Source organism: Streptomyces sp. NPDC013317, assembly GCF_055563155.1.
This window is the reverse complement of sequence record NZ_JBVHDX010000020.1, coordinates 1-20,038: the sequence shown is the minus strand read 5'-3', so window position 1 is coordinate 20,038 and position 20,038 is coordinate 1. Positions and strand designations below refer to the sequence as shown.

General features: G+C 72.1%; 16 protein-coding genes. 10 read left to right on the top strand and 6 right to left on the bottom strand.

Annotation, left to right across the window (positions count from 1 at the left end; genetic code table 11):
• The first annotated feature begins 6 nt into the window (after positions 1 to 6).
• Positions 7 to 1,518: a CoA-acylating methylmalonate-semialdehyde dehydrogenase gene (gene mmsA / locus ACZ3IJ_RS33575; RefSeq protein WP_467474597.1), complete on the top strand. Its 1,512-nt coding sequence runs from the start codon at positions 7 to 9 to the stop codon at positions 1,516 to 1,518.
• 61 nt (positions 1,519 to 1,579) lie between these two features.
• Here the strand turns inward: mmsA and ACZ3IJ_RS33570 are convergent, their stop codons facing one another.
• The 3 genes from ACZ3IJ_RS33570 to ACZ3IJ_RS33560 all read right to left on the bottom strand — a co-directional run bounded on the left by ACZ3IJ_RS33570 (position 1,580) and on the right by ACZ3IJ_RS33560 (position 6,122).
• Positions 1,580 to 4,204, bottom strand: coding sequence for a hypothetical protein (locus ACZ3IJ_RS33570; protein WP_467474595.1), 2,625 nt, complete (start codon positions 4,202 to 4,204; stop codon positions 1,580 to 1,582).
• Positions 4,205 to 4,404: 200 nt separating this feature from the next.
• A complete protein-coding gene (locus ACZ3IJ_RS33565) occupies positions 4,405 to 5,583 on the bottom strand; it encodes a S8 family peptidase (protein ID WP_467474592.1) in 1,179 nt (392 codons plus the stop codon).
• A 113-nt stretch (positions 5,584 to 5,696) separates the two neighbouring features.
• Positions 5,697 to 6,122 (bottom strand): GNAT family N-acetyltransferase, encoded by a 426-nt coding sequence (locus ACZ3IJ_RS33560; RefSeq protein WP_467474590.1) that lies wholly within the window; start codon positions 6,120 to 6,122, stop codon positions 5,697 to 5,699.
• A 133-nt stretch (positions 6,123 to 6,255) separates the two neighbouring features.
• On the opposite strand from ACZ3IJ_RS33560, the gene ACZ3IJ_RS33555 reads away from it, so the two are divergent.
• Both ACZ3IJ_RS33555 and ACZ3IJ_RS33550 read left to right on the top strand, forming a co-directional pair.
• Positions 6,256 to 8,964, top strand: coding sequence for an alpha/beta fold hydrolase (locus tag ACZ3IJ_RS33555; protein ID WP_467474588.1), 2,709 nt, complete (start codon positions 6,256 to 6,258; stop codon positions 8,962 to 8,964).
• On the top strand, positions 8,961 to 9,842 hold the full coding sequence (locus ACZ3IJ_RS33550; protein WP_467474586.1) for an ABC transporter permease: 882 nt from the start codon (positions 8,961 to 8,963) through the stop codon (positions 9,840 to 9,842). Before ACZ3IJ_RS33555 ends, ACZ3IJ_RS33550 begins: the two co-directional genes overlap by 4 nt.
• Before the next feature lie 66 nt (positions 9,843 to 9,908).
• On the opposite strand, the gene ACZ3IJ_RS33545 is transcribed toward ACZ3IJ_RS33550, so the two are convergent.
• Complete coding sequence (locus ACZ3IJ_RS33545) at positions 9,909 to 10,622, bottom strand: helix-turn-helix transcriptional regulator (protein ID WP_467474584.1); 714 nt, start codon at positions 10,620 to 10,622, stop codon at positions 9,909 to 9,911.
• Positions 10,623 to 10,838: 216 nt separating this feature from the next.
• Here ACZ3IJ_RS33545 and ACZ3IJ_RS33540 point away from each other — a divergent pair, with 216 nt between their 5' ends.
• The 7 genes from ACZ3IJ_RS33540 (at position 10,839) to ACZ3IJ_RS33510 (ending at position 18,016) form a co-directional block, all read left to right on the top strand.
• Complete coding sequence (locus tag ACZ3IJ_RS33540) at positions 10,839 to 12,398, top strand: vWA domain-containing protein (RefSeq protein ID WP_467474582.1); 1,560 nt, start codon at positions 10,839 to 10,841, stop codon at positions 12,396 to 12,398.
• Between the two features lie 46 nt (positions 12,399 to 12,444).
• Positions 12,445 to 12,912, top strand: a complete 468-nt coding sequence (locus tag ACZ3IJ_RS33535; RefSeq protein WP_467474580.1) for an anthrone oxygenase family protein — start codon at positions 12,445 to 12,447, stop codon at positions 12,910 to 12,912.
• Between the two features lie 67 nt (positions 12,913 to 12,979).
• Positions 12,980 to 13,390 (top strand): FluC/FEX family fluoride channel, encoded by a 411-nt coding sequence (locus tag ACZ3IJ_RS33530; protein WP_467474578.1) that lies wholly within the window; start codon positions 12,980 to 12,982, stop codon positions 13,388 to 13,390.
• Positions 13,387 to 13,740: a fluoride efflux transporter CrcB gene (crcB, locus tag ACZ3IJ_RS33525; RefSeq protein WP_467474576.1), complete on the top strand. Its 354-nt coding sequence runs from the start codon at positions 13,387 to 13,389 to the stop codon at positions 13,738 to 13,740. Before ACZ3IJ_RS33530 ends, crcB begins: the two co-directional genes overlap by 4 nt.
• Before the next feature lie 60 nt (positions 13,741 to 13,800).
• A complete protein-coding gene (locus tag ACZ3IJ_RS33520) occupies positions 13,801 to 14,973 on the top strand; it encodes a lactate 2-monooxygenase (RefSeq protein ID WP_467474574.1) in 1,173 nt (390 codons plus the stop codon).
• 138 nt (positions 14,974 to 15,111) lie between these two features.
• Positions 15,112 to 15,906 carry an AfsR/SARP family transcriptional regulator gene (locus tag ACZ3IJ_RS33515; protein WP_467474572.1) on the top strand — a complete coding sequence of 265 codons (795 nt, stop codon included), beginning with the start codon at positions 15,112 to 15,114 and terminating at the stop codon, positions 15,904 to 15,906.
• Positions 15,907 to 15,982: 76 nt separating this feature from the next.
• A complete protein-coding gene (locus ACZ3IJ_RS33510) occupies positions 15,983 to 18,016 on the top strand; it encodes a helix-turn-helix domain-containing protein (RefSeq protein ID WP_467474570.1) in 2,034 nt (677 codons plus the stop codon).
• Here ACZ3IJ_RS33510 and ACZ3IJ_RS33505 read toward each other — a convergent pair.
• Complete coding sequence (locus ACZ3IJ_RS33505) at positions 17,965 to 19,170, bottom strand: IS701 family transposase (protein WP_467474712.1); 1,206 nt, start codon at positions 19,168 to 19,170, stop codon at positions 17,965 to 17,967. The two genes, ACZ3IJ_RS33510 and ACZ3IJ_RS33505, sit on opposite strands and share 52 nt — an antisense overlap.
• A 376-nt stretch (positions 19,171 to 19,546) precedes the next feature.
• On the bottom strand, positions 19,547 to 20,038 hold a 492-nt coding region (locus ACZ3IJ_RS33500; RefSeq protein ID WP_467474567.1), incomplete at its 5' end, for a chorismate synthase.

Below are 20,038 nucleotides of genomic sequence, written 5' to 3'. Positions count from 1 at the left end.
TCCGGCATGACGAACACCGAGAAGACCGTCAACCACTGGATCGGTGGCAAGACCGTCGAGGGCACGTCGGGCAACTGGGGCCCGGTCACCGACCCGGCCACGGGCGCCGTGACCACGAAGGTGGCGCTGGCGTCGGTCGACGAGGTCGACGCGGCCGTGGCCGCGGCGAAGACCGCCTTCGAGACCTGGGGCACGGCGTCGCTGGCGCAGCGCACCACGATCCTCTTCAAGTTCCGCGCGCTGCTCGACGCCAACCGGGACGCCATCGCCGAGCTGATCACCGCCGAGCACGGCAAGGTGCACTCGGACGCGCTGGGCGAGGTCGCCCGCGGTCTGGAGATCGTGGACCTGGCCTGTGGCATCACCACCCAGCTCAAGGGAGAGCTGTCCACCCAGGTCTCGAACCGGGTGGACGTGGCCGCGATCCGCCAGCCCGTGGGCGTGGTGGCCGGCATCACGCCGTTCAACTTCCCGGCGATGGTCCCGATGTGGATGTTCCCCATCGCCATCGCGTGCGGCAACACCTTCATCCTCAAGCCGAGCGAGAAGGACCCCTCGCCGTCGCTGAAGATCGCGGAGCTGCTCGCCGAGGCGGGCCTGCCGGACGGCGTCTTCAACGTCGTCCACGGCGACAAGGTCGCCGTCGACCGGCTCCTGGAGCACCCGGACGTCTCGGCGATCTCCTTCGTCGGCTCGACGCCGATCGCCCGGTACATCCACACCACCGCCTCGACGGCGGGCAAGCGCGTCCAGGCGCTCGGCGGCGCGAAGAACCACATGCTGGTGCTGCCGGACGCCGACCTGGACGCGGCGGCCGACGCCGCGGTCTCGGCGGCGTACGGCTCGGCCGGTGAGCGCTGCATGGCGATCTCGGCGGTCGTCGCGGTCGGTGCGATCGGCGACGAGCTGGTGCAGAAGATCCGCGAGCGCGCCGAGAAGATCAAGATCGGCCCCGGCAACGACCCGACCTCCGAGATGGGCCCGCTGATCACGGCGGTCCACCGCGACAAGGTCGCCTCGTACGTGAAGGGCGCGGCGGACGAGGGCTGCGAGGTCGTCCTCGACGGCACCGGCTACACGGTCGACGGGTTCGAGGACGGGCACTGGATCGGCCTGTCCCTCCTGGACCACGTGCCCACGACCGCGAAGGCGTACCAGGACGAGATCTTCGGCCCGGTGCTCTGTGTGCTGCGCGCCGAGACGTACGAGGAGGGCGTCGCCCTCATCAACGCCTCGCCGTTCGGCAACGGCACCGCGATCTTCACCCGGGACGGCGGCGCGGCCCGCCGCTTCCAGCTGGAGATCGAGGCGGGCATGGTCGGCGTGAACGTGCCGATCCCGGTGCCGGTGGGCTACCACTCGTTCGGCGGCTGGAAGGACTCGCTCTTCGGCGACCACCACGTCTACGGCAACGACGGCGTCCACTTCTACACCCGCGGCAAGGTCGTCACGACCCGCTGGCCGGACCCCTCCGAGGCCCCGGCAGGCGTGGACCTCGGCTTCCCGCGCAACCACTGACCCGTTCCGGACTGTCGACCCCTGCCGGCTCCGGCCGGCAGGGGTTCTTCCCGCACCGAGGTCAACCGGTGTGACGGAAGGAGCCCGGCGCTCGTGTCCTGAAGGTGGCGAGGAGTCGCCACGCCCCATCCGGTTCGTGGAGCTGGTGCAGAGCTCTGGGGAACGCCAGTTCATCGTCGTCGGGGTCGAGCTGGTCACGCAGCGCCCGCCAGGTGGCCTCATAGTCCGCACACGCCTGTCGGACGGCGGCCTGCATCACGAAGTTGGGCGATGTCCCGCTGTGTTTGACCGCTCTGATCCACTGGTCGCTTCGGCCGATGGGTGACAGCCCGTTGGCTGTCCCGCCGAGCGCTTGACCCAGAACCGCCATCCGCTCCTCGATGACCCCCTCGAATCCGGTGATGCTCTCCTTCGCCGAGCTGATCTCGAACCACGTCGCGTCGTCCAGGAGGTCGTCCAGCTCGGGCAGTTTGGACGGAAGGCCGTACTTGGCCAGCAGCGTGGAGTCGGCGATGTCGCGGACGGTCTGAAGGAGCTTCTCCCGGTCGCGCCAGTCCCGGCCCTGATTGGCGGCCACCCGGTGGACGCACTGCCAGACCCATTTCTCGGTGATGAACCACTGGGCGATCACGTGTGCCTCGGCCGGCAGGACCTTCCCGCGCAGGCGCCACGTGTGTTCCATGACATGTGCTGTGCCGCCCAGCAGTTGCTGGTCGTATGCCTTCATCTCGGCCTTCACTGGACGCTGGGGCCGATCGCGGTCGGGGGCGTCATGGGGGTAGATCTCGCGTTCGAAGCGTATGAATCGCGGGTTAGGGCGCAGCCATTCGAGATCCGGATCCTCGATGAGCAGCCAGGAACGCATGATGGGGTGAAAACTGGTCAGGTCCGCTCTGGCGGCGGCCTCCAGTTCCTCCACGGACCGCACGGCGAGTTCGTCCAGTTCCTGCTTGCTCTCATGGCCGCCCATCGCCACGGCGTATATGCATGCCGTGTTGTACCTGTCCTGCCAGGGCCGAGGGGGCCACAGCTGCCAGCTGCCGAGCCGCGCCGCCGTCCGCCGCCAGACCCACCATCCTCGCGCCTGCTCCACTCGCTTCCTGAGGTCCTCCTCCTTCATGGGCCAGACAAGGTCATTGCGCAGACCCGGCACCACGCCGTTCTTGGTCTGCCTCTCGGCCCATGCCAGACGCAGCGGTGCCCACACGTCCCGATTGAGCCGGAGCGAGGTCCAGGTGAGTCCTCTGGACCGCCGTCTGCTGGAGTTCCTGAAGAAGCGGAGGAGGGGGTAGTCGGCGGCGAGTTGGTACATCTCCTCCTCGCAGGCAAGCTGAAATATGAGGCTGACGTTCGCCTTGTCGAGGCCCTCTTCCCCGAGCTGCTCCTCGAGCCACGCTCGTGCCGTCTTCTCGTCGCAGATGGGATCGTCCGCACCGGGCGGCGTCAGGTGGACGACCGTCCGCCAGTACCTCTCGACGAGCGCCGGGGTCAGCGACTTGTGAATCTCCCATCGGGTGTGTGCGCGCCGCGGGGCTTTGCGGTAGTCAGCGGGATCCACCTTCGACCTGCACCACTGGTGAGCAGTGCGTTCGGACATGCCGAGGACGACCGCATAGCGGAACCGCGCTTCGAGCAGGCCGTTGCGCCACCACCCGTAACGCTTGCAGAAGGACCGACGCGGATTCCAGGGTCCCCTTCTCAGGCGGGCGTTCCGCTCCTCCCTGCTCTGCCCGTCCAGGAGGATCGCTCCGTGGTACGTCTCGAGGGCATCGAGGTGCAGCCACAGCTTCTCCTGTGTCCCCGCGATCTGGGTGCGCAGGTGAACGTTGGTGGGATCGAGCCGTAGTGCCGTGTAGTAGCGGTCGAGGGCATCGTCGAACTTCCGGTCCTGGCTGAGTTCCCTCGCCTCCTGATAGGCGGCGAACAGCTCGGGTTGGAGGTTCCGTCCGCGCCATTCCTGCCAGGGTGCCCGTCGGCTCGCCTGTGTGACCGGTACCAGTGCTGCCATCACCCAGTACCCGCTGGCCCGGACCGCCTCCTCCCAGGTCGGTCGCCACATCGTGTCGGTCCGACTGCCCCTCGTCGCATAGGAGGTGACGGTGACGGTGACGCCGAACGCCGGTTCCTCGTCCCGGACGCGCAGCACCCCGCGCACCTTGTAGGCGACCTTCGGCCGTAGGCGACTGAACAGACGCAGGATGCTCGTCCCCAGCTTCTTCGGCTCGAGGTCTATGTCGCCGAGCAGATCGAGGAAGCTCTCGGCCGGCGATTCCGCGGGGAGTGCGGACGGGGGATACAGGTTCGTCTCCGACAGCTGCTTGCGCAGCTGGGCGGTGAGACCTTCGAGGCTGGGCTCGTGGTCCGCGGTCGCGGAGACGAGCCGCTGAACGTCCACCGGCCCGGGCATGTACGCGTTCCGCTGGAGCATCCAACGGCGCAGGGCCGCGAAGCAGAGAAACAGGAGGAGGACGCACAACAGACGGAGGTTCAGGCCGGCTCCCTCCGAGCCCCCCGTCACGATCCGCGACGCGCCTTCGAAGAAGCGCATGAACCACTCGGTGGCGTATTGGAAGAAGGTGGGCCAGCTCTCCTTGGCCTCCCAGGCCGGGGTCACCCAGCCGACACCGCTGACAGCGGCGATGAGGAGAACGACGGAGAGGACCGCCACCACCCCAGCACGCATCACGTGAGGTACCGGAAGTGACGACGAATCGATCGGAGAGTGCCGCTCAGAACGAGAGGACATGTCGACCTCTGGTGGTTCTAGTCGTCACTCCCCAGTCTTCTACGCTTTCCGGCGAGAGCAAGTCGGCGGCACACGGATGCCCGAGGAGCGTCCGGACCCGCCGGGTACGGAGCTCCTCGGGCATCTGGTGGGGTGGTCGGCTAGAAGACCGAGTGCAGCAGCTTGTTCGGGGAGCCCGAGAGCGGGTTCTGGACCTTGCCGCTCGTGGCGTTGTCCACCAGCGCGGTGCTCACCTGGGCGGGGGAGGCCGTCGGGTTCGCCGCGAGGTAGAGCGCGGCCACGCCCGCCGTGTGCGGGGTCGCCATCGACGTGCCCGAGATGGTGTTCGTCGCCGCGTCGCCGTCCTTCCACGCCGAGGTGATGGAGACGCCCGGGGCGAAGAGGTCCACGCACGTGCCGTAGTTGGAGAAGGACGCCCGCTTGTCGGCGGAGTCCGTCGCGCCGACCGTGATCGCCTCCGGGACGCGGGCGGGGGAGTAGTTGCACGCGCGGGCCGGCAGCCCGAGGAAGTTGCCGTTGCCCGCGGCGACCGCGTAGGTGACGCCGGAGGCGATCGAGCGCCTCACCGCGTCGTCCAGGGAGGTGTTCGCGCCCCCGCCCAGGCTCATGTTGGCGACCGCGGGCTTGACGGCGTTGGCCGTGACCCAGTCGACGCCGGCGATGACGCCGGCGGTCGTACCGGAGCCGTTGCAGTCCAGGACGCGGACGGCCACCAGCTTCGCGCCCTTGGCGACGCCGTACTTCGTGCCGCCGACCGTGCCCGCGACGTGCGTGCCGTGGCCCTGGCAGTCCTGCCCGTTCTGGCCGCCGCCGACGGTGTCCGTGCCCACCCTCGCCCGGCCGCCGAACTCGCTGTGCGTGGTGCGGATGCCGGTGTCGATGATGTACGCGGTCACGTTCGAGGCCTGCGTGTTGTACGTGTACGTGGTCGACAGCGGCAGATCACGCTGGTCGATCCGGTCGAGACCCCACGTCGCGCCGGGCTGCGTCTCGGCCATGCGTACGGTCGCGTTCTGCTCGACGTACGCCACGCGCGGGTCGGAGGCCAGGGCCGCGGCCCTGGCCCGGGACATCGTGGCCGAGAAGCCCTTCAGGACCGAGCGGTACTCGTGCTTCGGCGTCACACCCAGGTCGGCGGCGCGGGTCGAACCGTCCTTGAGGACGACGATCCAGCTGTCGTCGACGGCGAGCGAGGCCGGGGCGAGGCGGAGGTCGCCGACGGTCGCGCTCTGCGCCGTGGGGGAGGCGGCGAACTGCAGGCCGGCGGCGAGGGCGAGAACGGGGACGATCGCCAGGGCGCGGCGGGATATACGGGTCATGTGGTGGGGCACCTGAACCTTTCGTTGACCGGGTTACCGGCAAGTACGGGTGTTCGTGGTGCGCCACAGAGTCTCGTGTTGTCATGGGTGCTACAAGGGCACGTCGGCTCCCCTCACCGGTCCTTCACCTCGAACTCCCAGGTCAGCATCGCGAACCCGCCGTCGTCCCCGGCCCCCGCCGACCGGTACGTCCGCAACGCGGCCTCGTTGTCCGGATCCACGCCCACCCACACGTCGTAGCAGCCGCGCTCCCGGGCCTCGGCCACCAGCGCCTCCGTCAGCGCCCGCCCCACACCCCGCCGCCGGTACCCCTCGTCCACCGACAGCTCGTAGAGACACATCTCCACCCCCTTGTCCGGGTGGAGCATCTCGATCCCGGACACCAGCCCCGCGGGGAAACCGTCCTCCGCGTACGCGATCAGCATCAGATGGCCCGCGGCGGCGAGGAACGCCTCCGCCCACGACTCCCTCGGCGGGCCGTCGTAGAGATGCCCCGCCGCGAGCAGCTCGGCCACCGTCGTCGCCCGCCTGATCTCCATGCACGACCCCTCGCCTCGCACCGCGCGTACCGCGCCTGGTGTACGGGACGGTACGGCGTACGACTCCAGGAGGCCGCCGATTTCCGCCCGTGGACAGCCGAGCCGCACGCGCGGGCCGCCTAGGCTCGACACCATGCCACTCCGACTTCCCCGGTGGGCCGCGGTCACCGCCGCCCTCGCCGTGCTCGCGGGCGGCGGTACCTGGACCGCCGTCGCCTCCGACGAACCGCCGCCCGTGCACCGCGCGGACCAGGTGCTCGCCATGCCCGGGGCGCGGATCGACACCTCGTACTTCACCTCGGGACCCGCCGCCGACCGCAGGCCGGCCGTCCTGCTCGGCCACGGCTTCGGCGGTTCCAAGGACGACGTCCGCGCCCAGGCCGAGAATCTCGCCCGCGACGGCTACGCCGTCCTGACCTGGTCGGCGCGCGGCTTCGGCGCCTCGACAGGAGAGATCGGACTCAACGACCCCGACCACGAGGTCGAGGACGTCCGGCGGCTCGTCGACTGGCTCGCCGCGCGCCCCGAGGTCCAGCTCGACAAGGCCGGTGACCCGCGTGTGGGCGTCACCGGCGCCTCCTACGGCGGCGCGGTCTCCCTCCTCGCCGCCGGCCACGACAGCCGCGTCGACGCGATCGCCCCCCAGATCACGTACTGGAACCTCGCCGACGCCCTCTTCCCGGACGGCGTCTTCAAGAAGCTCTGGGCCGGCATCTTCTTCTCCACGGGCGCCGAGACGGGCGCCCAGGGCGCCCCGGCCGGAGCCGGCAGCGGAGCCGACCGCGGCGCCGGTCCGTCCGCCACGACCGGCAGGGCCGGGTGCGGGCGGTTCACCGCAGAGCTGTGCGCCATGTACGAGAGCGTGGCCGTCTCCGGGAAGCCCGACGCCGCCGCCCGGGCGCTCCTCGAAGCCCGCAGCCCCTCCGCCGTCGGCGACCGGATCAAGGTCCCGGCGCTCATCGTCCAGGGGCAGAGCGACTCCCTCTTCCCGCTCACGCACGCCGACGCCATGGCGAGGACGATCGCCGCCAACGGCGCGCCCGTCGCCGTCGACTGGATCGCGGGCGGCCATGACGGCGGCGACCGTGAGACGGACCGGGTCGAGGCCCGGATCGGCGCCTGGTTCGACCGCCACCTCAAGCAGGACAAGGGCGCCGACACCGGACCCGCGTTCCGCGTCAGCCGTACCGGCGGGGTCGACTCCACCGACGGCCGGGCGCAGCTCCGCGGGGCGAGCGCCGACCGCTACCCGGGGCTCACGGACGCCCCGCTCTCCGTGCCGCTCGACGCCTCCGAGCCGCAGAGGTTCGCCAACCCCGCCGGAGCCAACCCACCCGCCATCTCGGCCGTCCCCGGCATCGGCGGCGGGCTCTCCCAGCTCTCCTCCCTCGGCGTCGGCCTCTCGCTCGACTTCCCCGGCCAGTACGCCCGGTTCGACGCGAAGCCGCAGACCGTGCCGGTACGGATCACCGGCACGCCGACCGTCCGCGTCAAGGTCACCTCGGACAGCCCGGACGGCTCGGCCGTCCTGTTCGCCAAGGTCTACGACGTCGGGCCGGACGGCCGTCAGCAGGTGCTGCCCGCGCAGCTCGTCGCCCCCGTCCGGGTCGAAGGTGCCGCGAAGGGCCGGAGCGTCGCACTGACACTGCCCGCGATCGACCACGAGATCGAGGCCGGCCACCGGCTGCGGCTCGTGTTCTCCGCCACCGACCTCGGCTACGCCTCCCCGGCGACACCGGCCGGCTACACCGTGGCCGTCGAGTCCCCGCTGACCGTGCCGACGGCGCCGGCCGTGGACACCCAGGCCGCCGCACTGCCCTGGTGGGTGTGGGGCCTGCCGCTCGCCGGCGCCCTGATCGCCGCCGCGCTGCTGCTGACGTCCCGGCGCCGGACCGCGGCCCCCGCCCCCGACCCCGGACTCGCCGCCGTACCGCTGCAGATCACGGGCCTGACGAAGAAGTACGCCAGGTCCTCGGACCGGTATGCCGTCCGGGACCTCTCCTTCCGCGTGGAACAGGGCCAGGTCCTCGGGCTCCTCGGGCCCAACGGAGCCGGGAAGACCACCACCCTGCGCATGCTCATGGGCCTGATCACCCCCGACGACGGGGAGATCCGGGTCTTCGGGCAGGCCATCCGCCCCGGCGCACCGGTCCTGTCCCGGGTCGGCGCCTTCGTGGAGGGCGCCGGCTTCCTGCCGCACCTCTCCGGGCGGGAGAACCTGGAGCTGTACTGGAAGGCCACCGGCCGCCCCGCCGAGGACGCCCACATCGAGGAGGCCCTGGAGATCGCGGGCCTCGGCGACGCCCTGGCCCGCGCCGTCCGGACGTACTCGCAGGGCATGCGGCAGCGGCTCGCGATCGCCCAGGCCATGCTCGGCCTGCCGGACCTGCTGATCCTCGACGAGCCGACCAACGGCCTCGACCCGCCGCAGATCCGCGAGATGCGGGACGTGATGATCCGGTACGCGGCGCAGGGCCGGACCGTCATCGTCTCCAGCCACCTCCTCTCGGAGGTCGAGCAGTCCTGCACCCACCTCGTGGTGATGGATCGCGGGCAGCTCGTGCAGGCCGGGCCGGTCGGCGAGATCACCGGCGCCGGGGACACCCTGCTCGTCACGCTCGGGGACAGCGTCCCCGAGCCGCTCGTCGACAAGATCGGCGCGCTGCCCGGGATCGGTTCGGCCGCGCGGACCGAGGGCGGGCTCCTGGTCCGTCTCGACGGCGCCGACGCGACCGCGCTGATCGGCGAACTCGTCCGCCTGGACGTGCCCCTGACCGGTGTGGGACCGCACCGGCGCCTCGAGGACGCGTTCCTGACCCTGATCGGAGGTGGCTCCGCATGAGCACCAGGACCGCCGAATCCACGGAGCTCGTGGAGACCGCAGCCGGCTATCGGGCGCGGCGCACCCTGCCGCTGCGCGTCGAAGCCGTACGGCAGCTGAAGCGGCGCCGCACCCTGGTCATGGGGGCGGTGCTCGCCGCACTGCCCTTCATCCTGATCATCGCCTTCGCGATCGGCGGGGGGCAGGACGGCGACGGCGGCAACGGACGTGTCACGCTGATGGACACGGCGACGGCGTCGGCGGCGAACTTCGCCGCGACCTGTCTCTTCGTCTCGGCAGGCTTCCTCCTCGTGGTGGCGGTGGCCCTGTTCTGCGGGGACACCGTCGCCTCCGAGGCGAGCTGGTCCTCGCTGCGCTATCTGCTGGCCGCACCCGTGCCCCGGGCCCGGCTGCTGTGGTCCAAGCTGGCCGTGGCGCTCGGCTTCAGCGCGGCGGCGATGGTCCTGCTGCCCGCGGTCGCGCTCGTCGCGGGCACGTTCGCCTACGGTTGGGGGCCGCTGAAACTCCCCACCGGCGGCGCTCTGCCCGCCGCCGAGACCCTGCCCCGGCTCGGTCTGGCCGTCGCGTTCATCTTCGTCTCCCAACTGGTCACCGCCGGGCTCGCCTTCTGGCTCTCCACGAAGACGGACGCGCCGCTGGGCGCCGTCGGAGGCGCGGTCGGCCTGACGATCATCGGCAACGTGCTGGACGCCGTCACGGCGCTCGGCTCCTGGCGCGACTACGTGCCCGCGCACTGGCAGTACGCGTGGGTGGACGCGCTCCAGCCGCAGCTGGAGTGGGGCGGGATGCTGAAGGGCACGGCCATCTCGGTGACGTACGCCCTGATCCTCTTCGCCCTCGCCTTCCGGGGCTTCGCGCGCAAGGACATCGTGTCGTAGGCCTACGGGACGGCGTGGGCACCCGGGAGGGCGCAGCCCCACGGGAGGCCGACGGCCCGTACCCGGTCACAGCCACCCCCTTCGAGCCGCTTCCGCACCCGCGCGGAAGCGGCTCGTCGTGCCCAGGGCGTGCATCAGCTCGCCGACGCGCCGGCTGTACGTGCGGCCGGACATGCCGAGGCGGGCGGCGGCCGTCTCGTCCGTGAGTCCGGCGAGGAGCGCTTCGAGGACCGGACGGAGCTGGGGAGACAGCTGGCCGCACGGCCCGTCCGTCGCCCGGGTCAGCTCCTCGCCCGCGTCCCAGCTGGCGTGGTGGGCGCGGACCAGGGCCTGCACGACGACCGGGTCGCGGATCAGCAGCACCCCGTTGTACAGCAGCTCCAGATCGAGCGGGACCGCCGCGACCGTGCGGTCGACGACGATCATCTTGAAGGGGATCGTGTCCGTCAGCCGGGCGCTGCCCGGCCGCCGGACCGCCCCCGCCACATGGGGCAGGGCGTGGCGCGGCACGATCCGTCTGACCTCCGGGGCCCGCTCCGCCGCGGCCCGCATGCACGCTCCCGCCAACTCCAGGAACGGCTCGGGGATCGCACGGCCCACGGAAGCGGCCGGGTCGTCGAAGGTGAGCAGCTCGTGCCGCGTCGAGGCGGCAAGCCCGGCCAGCGCCGCGCTGATCCGTCTCGTGCCACGGACGGGGCGGCCCGGAGGCCGCTGTGCCTCGGGCACCGCTCTGTTGATCGCCGATCGCGCGAGCATCACGGAGCCCGCAGTCTCTGCCACCGCTGACCACCCCCGCCCCATCGGTGTGCCACTCCATGTACGCACGCGACTGCACACGGTGACAACCCCTGTTGAGAAGACTGGCGAGTCCATGCCACGCGCCTCCGGCACGGTCTCCGTTGCCGCATCGAGATCCATCCGCAACCCCATCGTCTGCTCCCGCACGGCCTCCCGGACGTCACATTCACAAGTGACGGACACCGAGGGGGAGATGACGTGAACCGACGACACCGCGCGCGCCTGACGGCCGGGATCCTGGCCGCAGGACTGGTCCTGACGGGCTGTGGGGCAGGCGAGAACCACGACCGGACGTCGAGCCGGGAGGGCGGCGGCAACCACGCGCCGGACGCGCCCGGGTTCGAGGCGCCCCGGCCGGACGCCGGCCGCGAGGACGCCCCCGAGGGTGAGCAGAAGTCCGCCCGCCCGTCCGCCGACTACCTCTCCACCTTCGCCCTGGACGTGGACACCGCCTCGTACGGGTACGCCCGCCGCACGCTCGCCGAGGGCCGGCTGCCCACCCCCACGTCCGTACGGCCGGAGGAGTTCGTCAACAGCTTCCGCCCGGACTATCCGCGGCCCGAGGGCGACGGGTTCAGCGTGACCGTCGACGGGGCCAGGACCGACGACGAGGGCTGGTCGCTCGTCCGGGTCGGGCTCGCCACCGCGGCCGCGCAACGGCAGGGCGAACGGCCGCCCGCCGCCCTCACCTTCGTCGTCGACATCTCCGGTTCGATGGCCGAGCCCGGCCGCCTCGACCTGGTCAAGCAGTCCCTCGGCATCCTCACCGACGAGCTCCGCGACGACGACTCCGTCGCCGTGGTCACCTTCAGCGACGAGGCCGAGACCCGGCTCCCCATGACCCGGGTCAAGGGGCAGCGCGAGCGCATCCACGACATCGTCGACGCGCTGGCGACCACCTCCTCGACCAATGTGGAGGCAGGGGTGCGGACCGGGTACGACGTCGCCGTCGAGGGCCACCGCAGGGGCGCCACCAACCGGGTCGTCCTGCTCTCCGACGCCCTCGCCAACACCGGGGACACCGAGGCGCAGTCGATCCTGAACCGGATCGACGAGGAGCGCCGGGAGTACGGCATCACCCTCTTCGGGGTCGGTGTCGGCAGCGAGTACGGCGACGCGTTCATGGAGCAGCTCGCCGACAAGGGCGACGGGAACACGACGTACGTCTCGACGAGCGAGCAGGCCCGGAAGGTCTTCGTGGACCAGCTGCCCACCAACGTCGAGCTGCGTGCCCGCGACGCCAAGGCGCAGGTCGCCTTCGACCCGGAGACCGTCGAGCGGTTCCGGCTCATCGGCTACGAGAACCGCGACGTCGCCGACGAGGACTTCCGCAACGACCGGGTCGACGGCGGCGAGGTCGGCGCGGGCCACACCGTCACCGCGCTGTACGCGGTGAAGACCCGGCCCGGCCGCACCGGGCGGCTGGCCACCGCCACGGTCCGCTGGCTCGACCCGAAGAGCCGCGCGCCCCACGAGAACTCCGGGAGCGTCGGCACGAGCGCGCTCACCGGCTCGCTCTGGGGGCCGGGCCACGACAGCCTGCAACTGAGTGCCGTAGCCGCCTACTTCGCCGACCGACTGCGAGGCGGCGAACTGCCGGGCGCACCCCGGCTCTCGGTGCTCGCCGAGCGCTCGGGGGCGATCGCCGACCGGTCGGGCTCGAAGGTGGTGAGGGAGCTGACCGACGCCATCCGGCAGGCGGACAGGCTGCTCGGCCGGGAGGCCGGCGGGGAATCGGGTGATCCGTACAGCGGCTGATCCGGAAGCCCTGCGCGAGGGCGGGTGTCCGGCCATGATTGGCCCCATGGCCACCACGTTGCTCGCCCTCGCCGTCGCCTCCACCGGCCTCTACGCCGGGTTCATGCTGATCTTCCTGAGCGGGATCATGCCCGCGCTGGCGCGGCTCGACGACGCCACGTTCGTCGACGCGATGCGGCGGATCAACGAGTACGTGCCCAAGGCGGTGTTCCTGCTCGTGTTCCTGGGGGTCGTCGCCTTCCCGCTGGCCGCGTTCCTCGTGGCGGTCGAGGACCGGTCCGACACCCAGCGGTGGCTGATCCTGGCCGGCCTCGTCTGCGCGTCCCTGAACCACCTGGTCACGGTCGCGGGCAACATCCCCCTCAACAACGCGCTGGCCGCCTCGGAGCGCACGGGCGAACCCGCGTCCGCCGTCCGGGGGGCCTTCGAGAAGCGCTGGAACAGCTTCCACCTCGTCCGCACGGTGCTGATCCTCGTCGCGTTCGGGCTGCTGATCGCGGCCACCCTCAACTGACCCGGCCGGATCCTCCCCGGGCAGGCCGTGGCCGGACCCGCCGCGCGGCGCGCATAGCCTGGCGGGCATGAAACTCCGCGGAGAGCTGCCGGTCGTCGGGGTCGTGGCCGCCGGTGGGGCCGTCGGGGCGACGGCCCGCTACGGCGCGTCGCTCGCGTGGCCCACCCCGGCCGGCGCGTTCCCCTGGACCACCTTCACCGTCAATGTGGCCGGCTGCGCCGCGATCGGCGTCGTGACGGTCCTGCTCACCGAGGCCGCCACCGCGCCCCATCCGCTCCTGCGGCCCTTCCTCGGGACGGGGGTCCTCGGCGGCTTCACCACCTTCTCCACCTACGCCCTCGACGCCCAGCAGCTGTTGAGCCGGGGGGACGCCGGCCGCGGTGTGGCGTACCTGGGGGCCACGGTGGTCACGGCGCTGGCCGCCGTGTGGGCCGCGACCGCGGCGACCCGTGGCGCTCTGACGCGGAGGCCCCGGTGAACTGGCTGCTCGTCGTCGCGGGGGCGGTCGTCGGCGCGCCCCTGCGGTACCTCACCGACCGGGCGGTGCGGGCGCGCCACGACTCCGCCTTCCCCTGGGGCACGTTCGCGGTCAACGTCGTCGGCTCCTTCGTCCTCGGTCTGCTCACCGGAGTCTCCTCGGCCCAGGCCCGCCTGCTCCTCGCGACCGGCCTGTGCGGTGCTCTGACGACGTACTCCACGTTCTCGTACGAGACGTTGAAGCTGTACGAGAACGGGGCGAAGGGGTACGCGGCGGCGAACGTGGCGGGGAGCCTGGCGGCCGGGCTCGGAGCCGTATGGCTGGGAGTGGAGGCCGCAGGGACCTGGTGAGGAGCCGCACTCCGGTGGCAAGGTGCTCCCACGACGACCTCCGAGGGGCGGTACCCGCACATGAGCTGGGCGGACTTCCAGTACGAGATCTATCTGAACGGGCTGACCGGAGCGGTTCCCCGGCTCCCCACGGATCTGACGCGCCTGGAGGAGCTGGCCGCCGCCCGGCTCGGCCCCGGCCCGGTCGGCTACGTCGCCGGCAGCGCGGGCGACGGCTCGACGGCGCGGGCCAACCGGGCGGCGCTCGAACGCCACCGGATCGTCCCGCGCATGCTGCGGGACGTGCGCGAACGGGACCTGTCCGTCGAGCTGTTCGGCCGCACGCTGCCCGCGCCCGTCGCCCTGGCGCCCGTCGGCGTCCTGTCGATCCTGCATCCCGACGCCGAGCCCGCCGCGGCCCGCGCGGCGGCGGCGCGGGGGGTCCCGTACATCCTCTCCTCCGCCTCCAGCACGCCGATGGAGCAGGTCGCGGAGGCGATGGGGGAGGGGGAGCGGTGGTTCCAGCTGTACTGGCCGAAGGACGTCGAGGTCGCCCGTTCCTTCCTGCGCAGGGCCCGGGCGGCGGGCTACACGGCGCTCGTGGTCACCCTCGACACCCCGTTGCTCTCCTGGCGGCCGCGCGATCTCGACCAGGCGTACCTGCCGTTCCTGCACGGGGTCGGGACCGCCAACTACTTCTCCGACCCGGCGTTCCGGGCGGGTCTGGCCAAGCCGGTCGAGGAGGACCCGAACGCGGCCGTCATGCACTTCGTGTCGATGTTCGCGGACCCCGGCAAGACCTGGCCGGACCTGGCGTTCCTGCGTGAGAACTGGGACGGCCCGATCGTCCTGAAGGGCGTCCTGCACCCCGACGACGCGCGGGCCGCGGCCGACGCGGGCATGGACGGCGTCGTCGTCTCCAACCACGGTGGCCGCCAGGTCGCCGGTGCGATCGCCGCCGCCGACGCCCTGCCCGCCGTGGCGGACGCGGTCGCCGACCGGCTGACGGTCCTCTTCGACAGCGGCGTGCGCACGGGCGCCGACATCGCCAAGGCGCTGGCGCTGGGCGCCTCCGGAGTCCTCGTCGGCCGTCCCTACGCGTACGGTCTCGCCCTCGACGGCGGTCCGGGCGTGGACCATGTGATCCGCTGTCTGCTGGCCGAACTCGACCTCACCCTGGCCCTGTCGGGCCACGCGACCCCCCGCACCCTGACACGGGCCGACCTGTCGGAGGCCGACCCGCGCGGTCTGTGAGCCGCGCGGGGCCGCGCGTTCACCGCTGACCACTGCTGTTCGCCGAGTGCTTCCTCGGCGTCAAGATTTATCTTCCCTAAAAAAGAAGTGGTCATTATTATCTTATGGTCGCAGGACGTGAACCATGGAGGGGGCGCTATGGATCTGAAGGTGCTGGGCTTGCTCACGGTCCAGGAGAGAGGGACGCCCATCGTCCCCGCCGAGGCACCGGCGCGTCAGCTGCTCGCACTGCTCGCGGCCCATGCCGACCACATCGTGCCGACGGCCGTCCTGACGCAGGAGCTCTGGCCGCAGGGCCCGCCGCAGTACGCGGGGGAGATGATCGAGACGCACGTCCGGCGGCTGCGCGAGCTGATCGACGCCGCGCTGGGCCTGCGCCGCGAGGAGGCGGCGGCCGCGTCCGCCGCGTCCGGACCCGGCACCGCGCGGGACGTCCTCGTCACCCTGTCCGGGGGCTACCGGCTCGCCACCGGAGGCGGCACCTCCGACCTGCGCGTCTTCCAGCGCTCGGCCGGCGCGGGCTACCGGGCCATGGAGCTGGAGGACTACGAGACGGCGGCCGAACGGCTGGGCCAGGCACTGGAACTGTGGACGGCCGACGCCTTCACCGGAGTGGTGACCGGACCCCATCTGCGGGCCCACATCGCCCGCCTCGAACAGTCGCGGCTGCGTGCCCTCGACCAATGGGTGGAGGCGCAGCGCAGGCTCGGCCGACGGCACGACCTCTACACCGGCCTGTCCGTCTTCCTCTCCCGGTTCCGCACCTCGCCGCCCCGGTACGGGGCGATGGTGGCGGAGCTGGAACGCGGCGCCGACCGGGGCCGTGCGATGAGGCCGTACCTGGAGGCGGCCGCGAGGGCCCGCGTCGGGACCGTTCTGCACACGACGCGCCACCCGCTTCCGGCCCGTCACCGCCTCCCCGTCGCCAGTTGACCGGAAGATCACCGTCGAACTAGTTTCGGACCGATTACGGGCGAAACGCGCGCGACGGGCTGGGGGCTCCCACATCATGACGGTTTCACACAGCCATGAATCCGGCCTGATGGCCGTCCTCGAACTCCTCGCCGAGCAGGCTCCGTCGGGCCGCTTCGACGAGGTGCTGCAGCGGGCCCGGCGCGACGGCACCACGGATCAGGAGCTCGCCCGCCTGGAACGCGCCGTACAACTGGCCCGAGGCGTACAGGCCTGGCAGGGGCAGCGCCGCCAGCGGGAGGACGGGCTCGCCGACCTGGTGGACACCGCGCGGGACCTGACCTCCCCCCACGACGTCGAGTCCCTGCTCCAGGTGGTCACCCGGAGGGTCAAGCGGCTCCTCAACTTCGACATGACGTCCATCGCCCTCCTGGAACCGGAGGGCGACCTGCGCGTCTACGTCTCCGACGGTTCGACCACCGCGCTCGCCACCGGCCACGCGATCACCGCCCCCTACGGCCTGGGCCACCCCACCCTCGCGGCCAGAGCGCCGCTGTGGACGGCCGATTACCTCGACGACGACACGCTCGCCCACGACGAGAGAGCCGACGAGGTCGTACGGGCCGAGGGGCTGCACGCCATGATGGCCGTGCCGATGTGCAACGGCGACCAGATCGTGGGGGTCCTCTACGGCGCCGCGCGCTCCGTACGCCACTTCAGCCCGGACGAGATAGGACTCGTCTGCTCCCTGGCGGCCCTCGCCGCCGTCGCCATCGAGCGGGCCGGCAGCTTCGAACAGGCCAGGGGCGAGGTCGGCCGGCTCGAACTGGACGGCTTCCGCACCCGTACGAGCCTGGTCAGACTGCAACAGCTCACCGAGGCCCACAGCCACATCCTCGGCCTGCTGCTCGCGGGCGCCGACCTCACCACCGTGGCGAAGGCGGGCGGCGACGCGCTGGACTCCGCGCTCCAACTGCGCGACCCGGCCGGCCGGCCGCTCGCCACCAGCGGCGACCTCGGCGATCTGGACGAACAGGCCGTGGCCGAGGCGGCCCTGGACGCCCACGCCCATCTGCGTCCCGTCGTCACCGCCCAGGGCGCCTGGGTCGCCCCGGTCACCGCGGGCGCGGAGGACCTGGGCGTGCTCGTGCTGCGCCCGACCACGGCGCTGGTGGGGGAGGACGAGGGGCTGCTCCAGCTCACCGCGCAGACCTTCGCGATCCAGCTCCTCCTGCGGCGCAGCACGGCCGTCGCCGAAGGGCCCGTCCGCGACGACCTGTTCGACGAACTCCTCGCGGCCGGCCCCGGCAGCGGGCACCAGACGCACTACCTCGTACAGCGTGCGCGCCGCCTCGGCATCGACCTCGAGACGCCCCACGTCCTGCTCGTCGTCCATCCCGAGGGCGGCGAACAGGGGCGGGCCGTGGTGTGGGCCTCGTCCTACGCGCACCGGATGACCGGGCTCAAGACGGTCCACAGCGGCAACATCGTGCTCCTGCTGCCCGGGACGGACGCCTCGGCCGCGGCCCGCGCCGTGGCCGGCCAGCTGCCCCCGCTGCTGGGCCACCCGGTGTCGGTGGGCGCGGCCGGACCGGGCCGGGGCGCCGCAGGCATCGGCCGGATGCACAAGGAGGCCGTGCGCTGCCTCGACGCGCTGACCGCGCTCGACGGCGCCGGCGGCACCGCCTCCGCCAAGGACCTCGGCTTCCTCGGCCTGCTGCTCTCCGACGACCACGACGTGGACGGCTACATCCGCTCCGCGATCGGTCCGGTACTCGACTACGACCGGGAGCGGCTCACCGACCTGACCGGCACCCTGGAGTCGTACTTCGCCTCGGGCTGCAGCCAGGCGGGCGCGGCCGAGGTCCTGAACGTCCACCCCAACACGGTGTCCCGGCGGCTCGACCGGGTCACCGACCTCCTCGGTGACGCGTGGCAACAGCCGGGCAGAACACTGGAGGTGCAGCTCGCGCTGCGGCTGCACCGCTCCCGCGAGGTGCTGCGCGGACAGCGCCGGACGGCCGCCGGCGACGCGGAGGCACGGCACGCCACGGACGGCCGGCCGGACGCCACGGACGCTCAGGCGGAGGCGAGTTCGGCCGGGCGACCCCTCTGGGACTCGCCCTCGTAGCCACCGCCGAACCCCTCGCCGGAGCCGTCCCCGGCGTCGCCCTCGTACCCGCCACCGGACAGCACGACGGCCGCGTGCGCGGCGGAGGCCAGCGTCATGTGCCGGTGCCAGCCGCGGAAGGAACGGCCCACGTAGTCCCGTAGCCCGGTCTCCTCACCGACACGGGCGAAGTCCGCGTCCACGCGACGGGTGAGCTTGGTGAGGCGCAACAGCGGACCCGGTCCCGGTTGCGTCATGCCCGTCACCCACAGCGCGGACGGCGGACGCGAGGGGTCGCCCCACTCGCCGAGCAGGGACAGTCCGCGCGTCCCCCCGGAAGGTTCCGACAACGCCACCGGGACCATCGCGGCCAGCGACGTGCGCGGGGCGAGGCCGGCGGCCGCGTCCTGCCACGGCACCGGCCGGCGTACCCCCTTGACCAGCTGCAGGATCCGCTGAGCCGGCAGCGGACCGCCCCGGTAGCCGGGCATGGCACGGTCCGCGACGGACAGCCGCTGGGTACCGCTGATCCGGAGGAGGAAGGGGACGCCGGCCGCCGCGAGCGGCGCCACCGCCGCCGACACGTCACCGTCCCGTAGATCGATCAGGACCGGCCTGCGCGGACCCCAGCGGCGAGCGGCCTCCAGGGCGACCGCGACGGCGCACTCCTCCGGGCTCTCGGCCCCCGCCTCCGCGGGAACGCCCGCCCGGTCGCGCAGCCGGTGGTCGTGGACCCACTGGTCCGGCAGGACCAGACGCCAGTCGACGGGCGCGCTCAGCTCCTGCGAGGCCGTCCACACGCCGAAGGCCTGCTGTCCGCGGAACGACTGGCGCAGGTGCGGGGCGGACCCCCGGTCGACACCGACCGAGTGCTCACCCGTCTTCGGGATCGCCATCTGGCGCACCACCCAGGCCTGGACCGCCGTCCTCCGCTCCAGATGGGCCGCCAGCGCGGCGCGCAGCGGCTGCCAGTTCCAGGTGGAGTCGGCGATGAAGTGATGCAGCGTCTGCTCCGTGGCAGGCGCTCCCAGGTGGGCCGCGATGTTCCGCGCGGTCTTGCGTCCCTCGGTGGTCAGCAGCCCGCGCAGGTACTGCTCCCCGCGCAGCCGCTGGTCCTTCCTCGGGAAGGAGGAGAACAGCGTGGCGCAGAGTTCGGAGACGGCGTCGTCGGCCATGTCCGGGTCGGTGAGGCGCCGGTTCCGGCGAGGCACCGGCAGCGGGCGGACCGGGTCTCGTCGCCTGATGACAGCTGTGTTCACGACACTCCAACCATGGGGGGTGGCCTGCTCTGTTGCCCTCCCACGATCGCTCCGGGAGGGGCCCGCGGACGAGGTGTCCACAGCACCCCCCTCCCGTCGCCGGTGCGTGCCGGACCACTGGTGATTCAGCCATCAGACGAGCCGGCGGACCCCATGGCGGACGGCGCTTCGACAGGGCTTTGACAGCGCGTTGACCGGGTCGCGGCGGAGTGTGGCCGGACCACCACGCGGGCCCGGCGGGTGCGCGGTCACACACCGCCGGAGGCCCGTACGGCCCCGTCCGCGAGGTCCGTCACCGGATCTGCAGGTTGTCGAGGTACGAGCGCACGTTGCGGCGGGTCTCGGGCACGGAGTCGCCGCCGAACTTCTCGACGACGGCGTCCGCGAGCACCAGCGCGACCATGGCCTCGGCCACGATCCCCGCGGCCGGGACGGCGCAGACGTCGGAGCGCTGATGATGCGCGACCGTGGCCTCACCCGTGGCCGTGTCGACCGTCGCCAGCGCACGCGGCACCGTCGCGATCGGCTTCATCGCAGCCCGTACCCGCAGCAGCTCACCCGTCGTCAGGCCACCCTCCGTACCACCGGAGCGGCCGGAGGTGCGCTTGATGCCGTCCTCGGTCCGCACGATCTCGTCATGCGCCTGCGAACCCGGCACCCGCGCCAGCCCGAAACCGTCACCGACCTCCACGCCCTTGATCGCCTGGATGCCCATGAGCGCGGCGGCGAGCCGCGCGTCGAGCCGACGGTCCCAGTGGACGTGGGACCCGAGCCCGACCGGAAC

Coding starts and splice junctions, on each gene's coding strand:
- mmsA (WP_467474597.1), top strand. CDS start 7: ATGACGAACACCGAGAAGACCGTCAACCACTGGATCGGTGGCAAGACC.
- ACZ3IJ_RS33565 (WP_467474592.1), bottom strand. CDS start 5,583: ATGACCCGTATATCCCGCCGCGCCCTGGCGATCGTCCCCGTTCTCGCC.
- ACZ3IJ_RS33560 (WP_467474590.1), bottom strand. CDS start 6,122: ATGGAGATCAGGCGGGCGACGACGGTGGCCGAGCTGCTCGCGGCGGGG.
- ACZ3IJ_RS33555 (WP_467474588.1), top strand. CDS start 6,256: ATGCCACTCCGACTTCCCCGGTGGGCCGCGGTCACCGCCGCCCTCGCC.
- ACZ3IJ_RS33550 (WP_467474586.1), top strand. CDS start 8,961: ATGAGCACCAGGACCGCCGAATCCACGGAGCTCGTGGAGACCGCAGCC.
- ACZ3IJ_RS33535 (WP_467474580.1), top strand. CDS start 12,445: ATGGCCACCACGTTGCTCGCCCTCGCCGTCGCCTCCACCGGCCTCTAC.
- ACZ3IJ_RS33530 (WP_467474578.1), top strand. CDS start 12,980: ATGAAACTCCGCGGAGAGCTGCCGGTCGTCGGGGTCGTGGCCGCCGGT.
- ACZ3IJ_RS33520 (WP_467474574.1), top strand. CDS start 13,801: ATGAGCTGGGCGGACTTCCAGTACGAGATCTATCTGAACGGGCTGACC.
- ACZ3IJ_RS33515 (WP_467474572.1), top strand. CDS start 15,112: ATGGATCTGAAGGTGCTGGGCTTGCTCACGGTCCAGGAGAGAGGGACG.
- ACZ3IJ_RS33510 (WP_467474570.1), top strand. CDS start 15,983: ATGACGGTTTCACACAGCCATGAATCCGGCCTGATGGCCGTCCTCGAA.
- ACZ3IJ_RS33505 (WP_467474712.1), bottom strand. CDS start 19,170: ATGGCCGACGACGCCGTCTCCGAACTCTGCGCCACGCTGTTCTCCTCC.